Annotated in this window: 13 protein-coding genes and 1 pseudogene; 5 read left to right on the forward strand and 9 right to left on the reverse strand. The window is 68.4% G+C overall.

Annotated features, from left to right (window positions below; translation table 11 throughout):
- Positions 1–330: 330 nt before the first annotated feature.
- A complete protein-coding gene (locus JWR81_RS08800) occupies positions 331–1176 on the reverse strand; it encodes an FtsW/RodA/SpoVE family cell cycle protein (protein ID WP_367278760.1) in 846 nt (281 codons plus the stop codon).
- A 60-nt stretch (positions 1177–1236) separates the two neighbouring features.
- Between JWR81_RS08800 and JWR81_RS08805 the strand changes: the two genes are divergently transcribed.
- Positions 1237–2739 carry a FadR/GntR family transcriptional regulator gene (locus JWR81_RS08805; RefSeq protein WP_297649319.1) on the forward strand — a complete coding sequence of 501 codons (1503 nt, stop codon included), beginning with the start codon at positions 1237–1239 and terminating at the stop codon, positions 2737–2739.
- A 21-nt stretch (positions 2740–2760) separates the two neighbouring features.
- Here JWR81_RS08805 and JWR81_RS08810 read toward each other — a convergent pair whose 3' ends face one another.
- The 3 genes from JWR81_RS08810 to JWR81_RS08820 are packed head-to-tail and all read right to left on the reverse strand — an operon-like array spanning position 2761 to position 5716.
- On the reverse strand, positions 2761–3378 hold the full coding sequence (locus JWR81_RS08810) for a PaaI family thioesterase (protein ID WP_297649291.1): 618 nt from the start codon (positions 3376–3378) through the stop codon (positions 2761–2763).
- The gene (locus JWR81_RS08815; protein WP_297649293.1) at positions 3375–4052 is read right to left on the reverse strand and encodes a cysteine hydrolase; all 678 of its coding nucleotides are present in this window, start codon (positions 4050–4052) and stop codon (positions 3375–3377) included. Before JWR81_RS08815 ends, JWR81_RS08810 begins: the two co-directional genes overlap by 4 nt.
- Before the next feature lie 2 nt (positions 4053–4054).
- Positions 4055–5716: an OB-fold domain-containing protein gene (locus tag JWR81_RS08820; protein ID WP_297649296.1), complete on the reverse strand. Its 1662-nt coding sequence runs from the start codon at positions 5714–5716 to the stop codon at positions 4055–4057.
- 330 nt (positions 5717–6046) lie between these two features.
- On the opposite strand from JWR81_RS08820, the gene JWR81_RS08825 reads away from it, so the two are divergent.
- Positions 6047–7279: a CaiB/BaiF CoA-transferase family protein gene (locus JWR81_RS08825; protein WP_297649303.1), complete on the forward strand. Its 1233-nt coding sequence runs from the start codon at positions 6047–6049 to the stop codon at positions 7277–7279.
- A 130-nt stretch (positions 7280–7409) separates the two neighbouring features.
- Entirely contained in the window at positions 7410–8849 is a 1440-nt protein-coding gene (locus JWR81_RS08830; RefSeq protein ID WP_297649305.1) for an AMP-binding protein, read from the forward strand.
- Between the two features lie 8 nt (positions 8850–8857).
- Here the strand turns inward: JWR81_RS08830 and JWR81_RS08835 are convergent, their stop codons facing one another.
- The 5 genes and pseudogenes from JWR81_RS08835 to JWR81_RS08855 form a co-directional block, all read right to left on the reverse strand.
- Positions 8858–9865: an LLM class flavin-dependent oxidoreductase gene (locus JWR81_RS08835; RefSeq protein ID WP_297649307.1), complete on the reverse strand. Its 1008-nt coding sequence runs from the start codon at positions 9863–9865 to the stop codon at positions 8858–8860.
- 40 nt (positions 9866–9905) lie between these two features.
- The gene (locus tag JWR81_RS08840; protein WP_297649309.1) at positions 9906–10769 is read right to left on the reverse strand and encodes a mycofactocin-coupled SDR family oxidoreductase; all 864 of its coding nucleotides are present in this window, start codon (positions 10767–10769) and stop codon (positions 9906–9908) included.
- 282 nt (positions 10770–11051) lie between these two features.
- Positions 11052–11681, reverse strand: a complete 630-nt coding sequence (locus JWR81_RS08845) for a LysR family transcriptional regulator substrate-binding protein (protein WP_297649311.1) — start codon at positions 11679–11681, stop codon at positions 11052–11054.
- Positions 11682–11859: 178 nt separating this feature from the next.
- Positions 11860–12054: pseudogene (locus tag JWR81_RS34295) on the reverse strand (LysR family transcriptional regulator); the annotation flags it as partial.
- Positions 12051–13178 (reverse strand): amidohydrolase family protein, encoded by a 1128-nt coding sequence (locus tag JWR81_RS08855; protein ID WP_297649313.1) that lies wholly within the window; start codon positions 13176–13178, stop codon positions 12051–12053. The gene JWR81_RS08855 and the pseudogene JWR81_RS34295, both read right to left, overlap by 4 nt.
- Positions 13179–13423: 245 nt before the next feature.
- Between JWR81_RS08855 and JWR81_RS08860 the strand changes: the two genes are divergently transcribed.
- The gene (locus JWR81_RS08860) at positions 13424–13687 is read left to right on the forward strand and encodes a hypothetical protein (protein WP_297649315.1); all 264 of its coding nucleotides are present in this window, start codon (positions 13424–13426) and stop codon (positions 13685–13687) included.
- Between the two features lie 162 nt (positions 13688–13849).
- Positions 13850–13967: acyl-CoA dehydrogenase family protein (locus JWR81_RS08865; protein ID WP_297649321.1), on the forward strand; the 118-nt coding region annotated here is incomplete at its 3' end.

The following is a 13967-nucleotide window of genomic DNA, read 5'->3' on the forward strand; positions in this document are numbered from 1 at the left end:
CGTGAACCCGAGGATCAGTGACCAGATGATCTGCCAGGCCATGCTCCCGGCCACCGCCAGGGCGTGGCCGATCCCGCTCAGCACCGCCATGACACCACCTCCCTGAACCCCACTCGCCCACCAGCCGAGTGCCTCTGTGGGGTCCTTCGGGTCGGGCGGCGTTGCCGAGCGCGAGTGTGAGGGTCGGTCAAGGCAAGGATGGCTGTCGACCGGGCTTGCCTGGTCCCTCCCACCAGCGCCACGGAGCTCACCTCCGGTATCTCCGCCGCCACCACCCTGGAGATACCCGCTAGGGGTACCGCTAAGCGCGGTACCGCCCTGATGTCCGGCTCACCGGACCGGACCCGGAGTCGGGGCCCGGCGATGCGTCGGGTAGGGCTCGGGCAGGCGCAGGCCCAGCAGGCGGGCGAGGCGGCCCTGGCCGTGGCGGCGCAGCGCGGCCACCGCCTCGGGTTCGTGGCGGGCCGCGTTGGCCAGGATCCCGAACACGAACATGGTCACCACCAGCGAGGTTCCGCCTGAGGAGATCAGCGGCAGCGGGATGCCGGTCACCGGGAGCAGCCCGACGACGTACCCGATGTTGATCGCCGCCTGGCCGACCAGCCACATCGTCATGGTGCCGGCGACGATCTTGACCCAGGGATCGGTGTTGCGGGTGGCGACGCGCAACCCGGTGTAGGCGAGGGTGGCGAACAGGGCGAGCACGGCGAAGCCGCCGACGAAGCCCAGTTCCTCGCCGACCATGGCGAAGATGAAGTCGTTGTGGGAGTGGGGCAGGTACCTCCATTTCGCCCGGCGCAGCGACTTCTCCCACCACGCCCCGACCATCCCGCCCCGGACCTTCACCAGCAGCGGATTAGACGCCGCCCGATCCTTGGAACACGATCTGGGCCGGCGGCGGCGCAGGCTGCTCCAGGTCGTGGGCGACCTCACCGTCGACGGTGATTCTGCCGGCCGGAACTGGTCCGTGATCCGATGCGGTGGGCTGGCTCGTTGGCAAATCCGGCTCGTCGACAACCCGTGAGCGTCGGGGCTTTCATGATCCTCTGCCGGAACGGTACGGACGCTGATCGCGTGATCTCGGTGGTCAATGCGTGCCCCGTGCTGGTGACGATCTTCCCCACGTCCCCTACAGAATGACCCGTAACGCTGCATTTCTGTGGTGTTGACCGGCATTGATCTGATCGGGCGTTAGGATGAGGATCCGGATATCGCGACCAAGGAGTAGCCGTGTTGATGCCCGAGGTCGAGGTGGGCGCGCCTTCTGTGGAGGACGCTGCGCCCGCTGTTCGCCTCGTCTCCGCGGCGGACGATCTCAGTGGCGCACCGGCCGACAAGCTGGCCGCCCAGGTGGCTCTTCGGATCGAGGCGGAGATCATTCGGCGGGGCTGGCCGGTGGGCGAGGTGCTCGGCTCGGAGCAGAACCTGCGCGAGGAGTACGGCGTGAGCCGCTCGGTCCTGCGGGAGGCCGTGCGCCTCGTGGAGCACCACCAGGTCGCACGCATGCGTCGCGGACCGAACGGCGGCCTCTTCGTCTGCGCACCCGACGCCGTTCCTGCGACTCGCGCCCTGGTCATCTACCTCGAGTACATCGGCCTCAGCGTCGAGGACCTCATGCACGCGCGCCTGCTGCTGGAACCCCTCGCCGCGTCCATCGCAGCAGATCTCATCGAGGAGAACGGCATCGAGCGGCTGCGGGCACTGCTCGTCGAGGAGGGCGAACGCCGTGATGAGCCGGGGATCTACTCGCAGGACGTACTCCATGTCCTACTCGGTGAACTCTCTGGCAACCCTGCCCTCGAACTTTTCATCGACGTCCTGACGAGAATGACCACGCGATACGCCCACACCACCCGGCGAGTCTCGAAGGACGAGGCGGCACAGGGCAAGAGGTCGTCACGGGAGCGTCACGTCGCCATCGTCGAAGCGGTGATCGCGGGCGACGGTGGACGAGCTGCTTCCGCGATGGCGGAACATCTCGAGGAGACAACGGCCTGGCTGCTGGCACACCGGATCAAGCGGGTGGGTAGGCCCACCACCGCACGTACGGAGGTCGCGGACGGTCCGGGTGCGAAGCTCGCCGAGGTCATCGCGTCGCGTATCCACGACGAGATCGCCCGCAGAGGATGGCCCATCGGCCACGTGCTCGGGTCGGAGACCGACCTGCTGGCCCGATATGGGATCAGTCGAGCTGTGCTCCGCGAGGCGGTCCGGCTGCTGGAGTACCACTCGGTGGCCCGCATGCGGCGTGGGCCCGGTGGCGGTCTCGTCGTCGCCGAGCCCGAGCCCGACGCCAGCATCGACACGATGGCGCTGTACCTCGACTATCGCGCGGTGGGGCCGCAGCATCTGCAGATCGTGCGGGAAGCGGTCGAGCTCGGCACGCTGGAGCGGGTCATCGCCCGACGCGAGGATCCGGACGTGGCTCTGCGTCTCGACGCCGCGATCGATCGCACAGATGAGGCCACCGCCCCCGGGCGGACGGGGGCCGACCACTTCCATACCGAGCTCGCAGACCTGTCGGGGAATCCCGTGCTGGGGCTCTTCCTGCGGATTCTGACCGAGCTGTGGTCCCGGCACACCGCCAATACCGCTAGTCCGGCCCCCGGGCCCGACGCCGCGGACGCGGTCGTGGCGATCCATCGGCGCATCCTCGACGCGTTGCTCGAGGGTGACGGAGGTGTCGCGCGCCATCGCATGCGCCGGCATCTCGAAGCTCTCACCGCCTGGTACCACTGAGAGGGATCGGTGGATGTCGGATCAGGGCTGGCCGGGCCTGAGCGTGACGAAGAGCCCGTCGGCCTCTGCGCAGAGTCTGTCTCCGTCAGAGAGTGTCCCCCGCACGTACCGCTTACGTCCTTCGACCCGTTCGAGGCGTGCCTCGATCCGGAGCTCTCGTTCGACAGGGGTGATCGAGCGGTAGTCGACGTGCAGGTAAGCGGTGCGCGAGTACGGGTGTGAGCCTGCGGTCGCCAGCCGGCCCAGGACGTCGTCGAACAGCAGGGAGACGGCGCCGCCGTGCACGGCGCCGTTGCCTCCGAGGTAGAACCGTCCGTAGGTGACCGATCCACTGAAGTTGTTGTCGTCAGCGGATCCGACGTGCACGACAGGGATCATCGTCTGTGCGCGTCCGGGGAGGTCGGTGAGGCGGCCGGTGATCTGCTCGCTCTCGAGGAGGCGGAACCGGTCCAGACAGGCGCTCAGCGCGGTGAGCGTCGCCGTCGCCTGGGCGACGACTCCGGCCGGTGGTGCGGCCGCCGTGATCCGGTCCTGCAGATCACGCATCGCATCGATCATCTCGGGAAAGCCGGCCGGGGCGATCGGGTCACCGTGCGCGACCGTCCTGTTGTGGCCGCTGCGGTCGTCATCAGATGTCACCGGCTGCGCCCTCCTGAGCCGTCCGATGAGGTTCGAGGGTCGTTCCAGCGCGGTCCATGTTCCTCGAGCACGTGGATCACGTCCTGTGCTGTCGTCACCGTCGCGAGGAGCGGCAGGATGTGTTCGATCTGGAAGTTGTGGATGTCGCTCGAACTGCCGGCCACACAATCCTCGGGCACGACAGCGGTGAAACCCCGGTCGACCGCTTCGAGGCATATGCCCGGTATCCCGATGTTCGTCGACACACCGGTGACGATCACTGTCCGGACCCGCTGTTGGCGAAGGACCGGTTCGAGCTCCGTGCCGTGGAACGGGGCCAGCCCGTGCATCCGACGTAGTACGTAGTCGCCCGGCCGGGGCGCGAGATCCGGGTGGATCTCGGCCTCCGGTCGCCCTTCAACCACGGCGCCGCGTTTGATCAGCGCGCCCAGCAGCAGGCTCGACGGCTCGCTCCCGACTCCGTCCGCGCGAAGCACGATCGTCGAGTGCACGACCAGCACGCCGGCGCGCCGGCACACCTCGGCCAGATCGGCGATGCGCCGCACGACGTCGCGATCGACCATATGAGCTACGAGACCCTCGTTCGTGCTGTGGGCAGCGTCGATCATCCCGTTCTGGCATTCGTTGATCACCAGTGCCGCATGTTCACCGCGGTCCAGGCCGCGAACCCCCACGATCAGGAACCCGTACGCAGGAGCATCGCACCGGACGGCACACCGCCCCCTGCGGTCACCACTGCGACCCGTGCGCCGTCCACCTGTCGGCCGGTCGCCTCGCCGCGCAGTTGCAACATCGCCTCACGAACGAAGCCGTACCCGTGCAGTCTGCCTGCGGAGAGCTGCCCTCCGTGGGGATTGATCGGGAGCTTGCCGCCGAGCGCGATCGCGGAGCCGTCACCGATGAAGTCGGTCGCCTCGCCCAGGCCGCAGAATCCCAGGCCCTCGAGCCAGGAGAGCGCGTTGAAGGTGAATCCGTCGTAGAGCAGGGCGACGTCGACGTCGTCGGGGGTGAGAGCCGTCCGTGTCCACAGGTGGGCCGAAGGCCCCTGCGCCTGGGGTAGATGGGTCAGGGTGTCCTGGTCCCAGGACAGACGCTCGAGGACCTGCGTGCCCATCGACTCGACGTACACAGGAGCCTTGGGACGGTCCGGTGCGGTCTCCACGGCCGAGACGATGACGGCGATCGCGCCGTCGCACGGCACTTCGCAGTCGTAGAGGCCGAACGGTGTGGTGATCATCCTCGCCGCGAAGTAGTCGTCGAGGGTCAGGGGGTCCCGGTAGAGCGCCTCGGGATTGCGAACCGCGCCGGCCCGGGCTGTGACCGCGATGGCGCCGAGGGCTTCTCGGCCGACCCCGTAGCGATGCATGTAATGCGAGGCGTTGACGCCGATCCACTGGGCCGCGGACATCGCCCCGAAGGGCGCGCGCCACTCGAACATGTCGGTAGCCCGGCCCCCGTCCTGTGGCCATCGGCCTGCTCTCGCCAGTGCACTGAACGACGCCTCCCAGACCGTGCGGAAGCACAGGACGTGGCGGCACAGTCCCGACGCGACAGCCAGCATCGCCTGGGTGATGGAGCCGATCTGGCCGGGCACCTCCGCGCCGCCGTTGACCCAGGTGGGGCGAAGCTGGAGCGTCTCCTCCAAGGCCATGATCCCGCCCTCGCCCATGCCGTTGCGGCTGCTGGATCCGGGATAGGTCGACAGCCCGTCGATGTCGTCGAGCTCGAGTCCCGCGTCGGCGACCGCGGCAAGGCAGGCGTCGACCGTCAGCGACAGGGGATCGGTCATCAGCCGACGGCCGACCCGGGACTGACCGACACCGCTGAGGATCACCTTGTCCTCGTACTTCGTGGGAGAAGCCATCGGGCGAAGTCCGGACCTCACATCCCGCGGCTCCGGGATCGGGCCGTGCCCCTCGGTCTCGGGATCCGGCTCGAACAGCGGCAGCCAGATGTCGTCAGCCTGCCGCTGGAATCTCACCCGGACCCGCATGCCGATCTGCACGTCCTGCGGATCGCAGCCGATGATGTTGGTCGTCAGCCGGGCCCGGTCGTCCTCCTTGACCGCGACGACGGCCACGACGTACGGCGGTGGGAAGTTCGGCAGCCAGGCCTGGTGGTTCACGCTGAAACCGGCGACGACGGCCCGACCGGAGACGGCGTTCAGCTCGATGGACCGCCCGCGGCAATCGGGGCATATCGGCAGCGGAGGGTGGATGCGTCGCGAGCAGTCGGAACACTGCGCGATCCGGAGAACGCCGTCGGCCCCCGACGCCCAGAAGGCTGCACTGGCGAGCGAGGGCTGGGGGATCGGTCGTCCCGGATCCGCGTCGTCCACGTTGTCTCCTTGAGACCGCGACGATTTCGCGTCCCGTGAGTAGTTCGTTTGAGGATACCTAACTGGGCACCCACGTTAGTCGCGTGATCCTTCGTCAGCAAGCTCCCCGCTCGGCTCGCCTACAGGCCTGCGGTAGAGCTGGTCGGGGGCACGGGTACGCGCACCCGGCGGGGGGTCTCCGATCGACGGATGGCGGCGGGCCACCTATTTCGGATACTGTTCTAGGACCATTGTGGGTGGGCCCTGGGGGCCTCTCGCGGCAGTGGCCAGTAGCAGCGTGGACGCCGCTCGAAGCGGTGGTCCGGCCGGATTCGACGAGGAGGCGGTTCGGTGCAGAGACCCATGGAGGGCGTGCGGATCCTGGAGGTCGCACAGTTCACGTTCGTGCCGGCGGCCGGTGCGGTGCTGTCGGACTGGGGCGCGGACGTGATCAAGATCGAGCACGCGGAGCGCGGGGACGCCCAGCGCGGACTCGTCCGGCTGCTCGGTCTCGATGTGGCGAGCAAGGGTTCGTCGTTCTTCCCGATCATGGAGGGGCCGAACCGGGGAAAGCGCAGTGTGGGCCTGGCACTGGAGAAGCCGGAGGCCCGTGCGGTGCTCGAGGAGCTCGTACGGTCCGCCGATGTCTTCCTGACCAACTTCCTGCCGGGGCCGCGGTCTCGGCTGAAGATCGATCTGGAGGACATCCGGGCGATCAATCCCGACATCATCTACGTGCGGGGGAGCGGTTTCGGCGCACGGGGACCCGAGGCGGACAAGGGCGGGTACGACAGCACCGCCTTCTGGGCGCGCGGCGGCAGCGCGGCAGGCACGACCCCACCCGGCGCGGACCGCATGGTGTCGATGCCGGCCGGAGCCTACGGTGATTCGATGGGTGGGATGACCATCGCCGGGGGCATCGCAGCGGCGCTGTACTCGCGCAAGGTCACCGGCGAGCCGTCCGTCGTCGACGTGTCGCTGATCGGCGTGGGTGCCTGGGCCACCCAGTTCTCCGTGAACCTCGCCCTGATGGCGGACGGACCGCTGCCGGTGGTCGAGAAGCCGAAGCACGGGTCGGCGAGCAACCCGCTCGTGGGCGCCTATCGGACCGCCGACGGGCGATGGCTGGAGCTCACCATGCTGCAACCGGGCCAGTACTGGCCCGAGTTCTGCACCGTGGTCGGCAGGGAGGACCTGATCTCCGACGAACGGTTCGACAGCACCGCGAAGATCATGGCGAACGCCGCGGCCGCGGCCGAGATCGTCGCGCAGATCATGGAACAGCGGACCTTCGACGAGTGGGTCGAGACCTTCGAGGGCATGAAGGGCCAGTGGGCCGCGGTGCAGAACTCTTGGGAGGTCGGCCAGGACCCCTCGCTGCGCGCGAACGGGCTCATCGCACCGCTGGTCGACGCCGACGGTGTGGACCGGGAGCTCCTCACCAACCCGGTCCAGTTCGACGAGACCCCTGCCGTGCTCTCGCGCGCGCCGCAGTTCGCCGAGCACACCGACGAGGTGCTCCGCGAGCTGGGCTGGGGCGACGAGGACCTGCTGCAGCTGAAGATCTCGGGCGCGGTCACGTGATCGGGGTTCATGAACAGGCCGTTCCGCAGCCGACGCTGAGTGCGCAGATCGACCACGGTCGATCGATCTACGGCGACGTCGATGTCGTCTTCAGTGGCCCGGGGCGACCAGGGAGACGAAGCTCGGTGCCGTGGTGGCCGCCGCGGAACGGGTCGCCGGTGCCCTGCAGGGGCTGGGTGTGGGACCCGGTGACGTCGTTGCGGTGCAGCTGGGAAGCACCTACGAGGGCACGGTGACACAGACCGCTGTGTCGCTCTGTGGGGCCGTGCTCCTGCCGATCGTCCTGATCTACGGGCCGAGGGAGCTGGCCTTCATCCTGGCGCAGTCGGGTGCGGTCGCCCTGGTCCTGTCGGCCGAGGCCCGCGGACGGGCGCACGCGGCGACGATCATGAAAGGTCTCGCCCGTCCTGCCTCACTGAGGACGGTCGTCGTCGTGGGCGATGGTGCGGATGTCGATGACGCCATCGACTTCGGCGACCTGCTCGGCGCCGGCGGGCCGCCGTTCGTCCCGCCCACCAGATCGCCCGACGATCGGGCGATGCTCGTGTACACGTCCGGAACGACCTCCGACCCGAAGGGCGTGCAGCACTCGCACCGCACCCTGCTTGCCGAGGTCTTCTCCCAGGCCATGCGGCGTGGGCCGGGTCGTGAGGTCCGTCAGCTCGCGATCTTCCCCGCCGGCCACGTCGCAGGCCTCCTCGGCATGCTGCGCGTGCTGGTGCACGGGACCCCCACCGTCGTCCTCGAGACCTGGGACCCGGCGCAGGCAGCACGGCTGGTCGACGAGTACGGCCTGACCTATGGCGTCGGCGCTCCGGTTCAGCTGGCAGGTCTTCTCGACGAGCGCGACCGGGGCACGGCCACCCTGGCATCGCTCGTCGAGTTCCTGACCGGTGCCGCAGGAGTCCCGCCCGCCCTGATCGTGCGGGCGGACGCCGCCGGCGTCACGGCTTATCGCTGCTACGGGTCGAGTGAACATCCCACGATCAGCTGCGGACATACCGATGACCCTCTCGACAAGCGAGCCACCACGGACGGCCGGATCCTGCCCGGGAGCGAGATCCGCCTCGTGGACGACGACGGTGAAGATGTCCCGGCGGGCGCGGAGGGGGAGATCGCGAGCCGGGGCCACGAGCTCTTCATCGGCTACGCCGACCAGTCGTTGGACCGGGCGGCGTTCCTGCCTGGTGGCTGGTTCCGCACCGGGGACATCGGCCGGATGGACGCCGAGGGCTATCTCACGATCACGGATCGGAAGAAGGACATCATCATCCGCGGCGGGGAGAACATCTCGCCGAAAGAGGTGGAGGACGTCATCGCCGAGCATCCGTCCGTCGCCCAGGCAGCGGTCGTCGCCCTGCCGGATGAACGCCTGGGTGAGAAGGTCTGTGCCGTCGTGGTCCTGGTCCCGGGCCGGACACTCGATCTTGCCGAGCTACGCCGGCACTTCGCGTCCGCCGGTCTCGCGCGTCAGAAGACGCCCGAACGAGTCGAGATCTTCGACGCTCTGCCCCGTACCGCCGCCAGCAAGGTGCAGAAGTTCAAGTTGCGGGAGCTGCTCGCCCACTGAACCGACACTCAGGGCGATGTGGCCGTGGGGAGCAGCCCCAGTGCCGCAGTCGCATAGGCGGATCGGCGCTTTCGGCCGACCATGAATGACGGCGGGGCGAAGTACCCGACGTCCCTGGGCAGCGAGCCGGTCCGTCGCCGGATGGTCGCCGTAGCCTCGGCTGTGGTTCCGCAGACCGCGATCTCCGTCAGCATCTCGTCGGTGACCGCGTCGGCCATGGCGTCGATGTCGCCCCGGGCGAACGCTGCACGGAGCTGCTCGACTGGCGCCTCCCATCCGTGGTGGGTGACGTAGGGGTCGTAGGTCTTGACCGTCAGATAGAACGCGATCATGCGGCGGGCGTCGGCCAGGGCACGCTCCGGTGCGACGTCATCGACCGCGGTAATGATCCAGCCGTGCTCCACCTGAGGCAGCGACGAGTCCGAGCGCTCGGCCGCCCCTTTCTCCGCTGCAGGTCTGACGACGTCGTCCCACCAGCTGCGGGTGAACAGGCCATGACCGATCACCCCGTCGCCGACCCGCGCCCCGGTTCGTGCCATCCGCTTGTTGAACGCGGCCAGCAGCACCGGGATGTCGAGTCTGCCCAGGACCGGAGCGCGGACGTCGGCATCGATCTCGTAGAACTCCCCCGAGAACCTGACGCGTTCCCCGTTCTCGGCGTGCAGCCAGGCACGGGTGGCCTGAACGGTCTCCGCGATGCGGTCCACCGGCCGGTCGGCGGGTACGCCGAACCAGTCACGGTTGATCCGGTATGCGCCCGAACCGAGCCCGAGAAAAAGACGTCCAGGGGCTGTCCGATGCAGCTGCCGCATGGCGGTGGCGTGCGCGTAGGGGGTACGGGCGAAGGCGTAGGCGATGGCCGGGCCGATCTGCGCGGTCCCGGTCCCGGCTGCCATCTCGGCCATGGTCGTGTACGCGTCGTGGTCGACGAACTCGCCCGTGCAGAAGGCCCCCACGCCCGCCTGCTCGGCCTCACGGGCCAGGTCGACGCCGGGCCACGGCATGCCGAAACGCATTGCTACCTCCGAGAAGTAGGGCACTCGGCCCGTGGTGCGGTCAGAAGGTCGGCTGCTGCGGGCGGAGCTTGACGTAGCCGCCGGCATCGACGCGCATCTGCATGCCGGTCACGTACTTCGACTCGTCCGACACCAGGAAAAGGATCATGGCGGCGATGTCCTCGGGCTCGACGTAGGGCACCGGCATCGCGTTCATCGCCGGGAACGCAGGAAGCGCGTCCTCGCGGGTGGGGTTCTCGAGGTCCGGACGGAACTGCCGGTACATGACCTCGCTGTTGAGCATGTCGGTGTTGCAGTTGGTCGGGTGTACCGCGTTCACCCGAATGCTGCGCGGAGCGAGGACGATCGCGAGGTCGTTGACGAACGACGCGACGCTGCGTTTGGCGAAGGAGTAGCCGAGCCCGCCGAAGCCGTTCGAGGGGTTGTCGGTCGCCCCGGCGATCAGCCCGGCGAGCGAGCCGGTCGCGATGACCGAACCGCCGTCGGCAAGGTAGGGCAGGGCAGCGTCGACGGCGTTCACCACGCCGTTGAAGTCGACGCTGACCGCGTCGAGGAAGGCCTGCGCGTCCTGCGTACCGAGCGGGCAGATTCCGGCCTGCGCCACGACGCCGTGCAGCGTCCCACCGAGCTCCGTGACCCCCTGCTCGACGGCGGCCCGGAGCCCGACACGGTCACGGACGTCGGCCTGCAGGGCCACGATCCGTCGGTCGAGCTTCTCCACCTGCTGCACGGTCTCGTCGAGGTCCGCGCGTCGCGCCATCGGGTAGGAGTTGGTCGGGATGTCCTCGCACAGGTCGACGGCGATGATGTCCGCGCCTTCCTCAGCTAGCCGGATCGCGTGGGCGCGGCCCTGGCCTCTCGCAGCCCCGGTGATGAGAACGGTCTTGCCTTCCACGCGACCCATGCGGATCTCCTTCTTGTCGATGGCCTCAGGTTCGAATCGGAGGCCGAGCGCTCACAGGCGCCGCTTCGGCGCGTGACCACACTGTACGCGAAAGAGGAGCCTTAATTCTAGAGTTGGCTCACGAGGGCGGGACGATTCGCAATGAGGTCACTGTGGAAGGCTGCTTCGGATATAGTGTCCGGCCAGGCCAGGGCTGGTCCATGAGAGTTCGCCACGCACCGGGTGGTCGGAAGATCGTGAGTCCGGGAGTAAGCGGGATCGGCCCGGCGGGCCTCGAAGCTTCTACTCTTCTGTGGTCAGGCTCGACTCGGAGAGGTCCGTCGGGCCGTCTGCCCATTCGTTCCGCAGCGCGCCGAGGATGCCCTGGAGAGCCGGCTCCGCCTCGCGATCGCTCCGCCACGCCAGGCCGAACATCTGCCGCGGGCCGTCGACCAGGGGGATCACCACGAGCTGTGGGTCGTCGTAGAGCGCGGCCAGGCCGCCGAACCTGGGCGAGATGGTGACGGCGAGAGTGTGTTCGCGCCGGACGTGGGTGGCCGTCTTGGCCGTGTCGCGGTGGTCGAGCTGCCGGAGGTTGTGCAGGCCCGCGGCCACGAGTTCCGAACGCAGCCTGTCGAGCGACGCGGGCGCGGCGTCCGAGGACAACATGACAACGATGCGGTCGTTGATGTCCTCCACGTGCAGCCGACCCGTGGTGGCGAGTGGATCATCCCTCCGCATCGCCACGGACAGTTGGACGCTGGCCACGGGGAAGGTGTTCAGGTCCCGGCGCCTGGCGGGAAGGCCGACGAGCGCCAGGTCGAGATCCCGGCGTTCGACGGCCGGCAGGAGCTCCGCAGATACCCCGAGGGTGAGGTCCACCGGGCGTTCGGGGCAGGCCTTCTCCACGGCATCGGCGACGCGGTCCAGCACGGCGGGCGGGGCCGAGATGGGTGCCCCCGAGCCGGAAGCTCCCGACGCTCTCCAGTGCCGCGTCCGATTTGAGCCGCTCGAAGTCGGTGACGACCGTGGCGGCGCGCTCGGCGAAGCGTCGTCCGGCCGGCGTGAGCTCGACCTTGTGGTGCCGGCGGACGAAGAGCTCGATCCCGAGCTCGCGCTCGAGCTCCTTCACCGCCCGGCTGACCGGGGAGATCGTCAGGTGGAGTCGCCGTGCGGCCCGCCCGAAGTGCAGCTCCTCGGCGACCGCGAGAAAACTCCGCACCTGTGAGACGTCCACGTGACCAGTCTCACCCGCCGTCGCTTCCCCGGCAAGGCTCAGGGGAGGCAACGGCGGGCCTGGCCTCACTTGAAGTTGTAGAGCTCGCGTGCGTTCAGTTCCACGATCTGGTGCACCTCGTCATCCGGGACGTCGGCGAAGACCTCGGCCGCGCGCTTGCGGCTGTTGGGCCAGTTCGAGTCGGAGTGCGGGAAGTCGATCTCGTAGGTGATGCGGTCGACGCCGATCTCGTGCCGGTTCTGGATCCCGTGCACGTCGTCGATCATGCAGCCCCAGATGTGCTTGCGGAACAGGTCCGAAGGCCGCGTCTCCTTGTTGATCGGCTGGTACCAGCGGTGCCGCTCCCACGTGTAGTCGGTGCGCTCGAGGATGTAGGGCATCCAGCCGATCCCGCCCTCCGACAGGGCCACCTTCAGCTCAGGGTGCCGGTAGAAGACGGGGGAGAACAGCAGGTCGACGAGCGACCACATCAGGTTCGTGGCGAACAGGGCGATCGGCACCGCGAACGGGGCGTCCTGTGCGAACCCGGGCACGAATCCCGCGGACCCGAAGTGCATGCTCAGGGGCATGCCGGCGGCCTCGGCAGCACTGAAGACCGGGTCCCAGTAGTCCGTGTGGAACGACGGCAGCCCGAGCGGCACGGGGTTGTCGGGGAAGGAGATCGTCCGGGCCCCCTTCGGCGCGTTCCGCTCGATCTCGGCGACAGCCAGCTGTGGGTCCCAGTAGGGGATAAGGATTACCGGCACATAGCGCTCAGGATCGGTGGCGCACCACTCGTCGAGCTGGAAGTCGTTCCACGCCCGGATGCATGCAAGCGCGAGTTCGCGGTCCTTGGCCCGGTGGAATACACCACCGCCGAATCCGGGGAACGACGGGAAGCAGAGTGCTGCCTGCACACCGTCGACGTCCATGTCCTTCAGGCGTTGCACGGGGTCGTAGCACCCCGCGATCATGTCGTCGTAGCGCAGCGGCTCCATGCCGTACTGCTCCGGCGGCTTTCCGGCCACGGCGTTGAGGCCGATGTTCGCGTAGATGCCACCTTCGAACTGCCAGACGTGGTGCCCCTGTTCGGTCTCGATGATCTTCGGACCTGCATCCTGGAACTTCGCAGGCAGGCGGTCGGTCCACACGTTCCGGTGCTCGATCAGGTGGTCATCGACCGAGATGATCTTCATGTAGTCCTGCAATGGCATCGCGGAACCCCTCGGTTCGTCGTGTCGGGCCGATACCGGGAGGCCGGCCTGCGTCGTGTCCCCACAGTGCGTGTTCCGGCGGCCGACGTCCATTGCGCTGGTCGCAACACGACGTCGTCGAACCGGCAACAGTGGAAGTGGTCGGGATGGTTGCGTGATTGGGGCTACTCATTAAGACTCATCGCTGCGTTGACCGCAACACCTCAGCGCCACACGACCTCACCACCGCCCGCAGGGAGCGACCCATGGCTGAACTGCCGTCCGAACGTCCCGAGGACGACGACCACGATCTCCTGACGTTCGGCGAGGCCGGGGTCCGCCTGCGCGAGGAACTGGTAGTCGAGCGCGGCCGCCTCGCCGAGCTGGAGGAACAGCGGTCCGCGGGCGAGGCCGTCGACGACGCCATCGAGGCACTGACCGCGCGCATCGCCGGGCTCGAAGACGCCGGCAGGCGGAACGTCGCATCGAGTCAGAACTTCTTCAGCTACCGCCCGGTAGCGCCCGAGTAGGGCGCCCGATCGACGACGCTTCCCATCCGCAGCGCATCACAGAGAGTGGTTACCCATGAGTACGACGACTCCCGCCCAGGCGGTGTGGACCCCCGGAGAGATGGGATGCCGCGCGACTCCTGCCGGGGCCGGTGATCTGGATCGCCATGCGGGCGGACCTTCGTGGCCAAGGAGATCACGCCCCACCACACGGAATGGGAGGCCGCGGGGATCGCCCCGCGCGAGTTGTACACGGCCGCGGGCGCCCAGGGGCTGCTCGGCATGGCGGTGCCCGAGGAGT

It is taken from the genome of Pseudonocardia sp. (genome assembly GCF_025965585.1).
Taxonomy (GTDB): Bacteria; Actinomycetota; Actinomycetes; order Mycobacteriales; family Pseudonocardiaceae; genus Pseudonocardia.

Bases quoted from the DNA above. Each gene is read 5' to 3' on its own strand.
- JWR81_RS08860 (WP_297649315.1), top strand. From the start codon at position 13,424: ATGGCTGAACTGCCGTCCGAACGTCCCGAGGACGACGACCACGATCTC.
- JWR81_RS08800 (WP_367278760.1), bottom strand. From the start codon at position 1,176: ATGCCGGTCAACACCACAGAAATGCAGCGTTACGGGTCATTCTGTAGG.
- JWR81_RS08855 (WP_297649313.1), bottom strand. From the start codon at position 13,178: ATGCCATTGCAGGACTACATGAAGATCATCTCGGTCGATGACCACCTG.
- JWR81_RS08840 (WP_297649309.1), bottom strand. From the start codon at position 10,769: ATGGGTCGCGTGGAAGGCAAGACCGTTCTCATCACCGGGGCTGCGAGA.
- JWR81_RS08835 (WP_297649307.1), bottom strand. From the start codon at position 9,865: ATGCGTTTCGGCATGCCGTGGCCCGGCGTCGACCTGGCCCGTGAGGCC.
- JWR81_RS08805 (WP_297649319.1), top strand. From the start codon at position 1,237: ATGCCCGAGGTCGAGGTGGGCGCGCCTTCTGTGGAGGACGCTGCGCCC.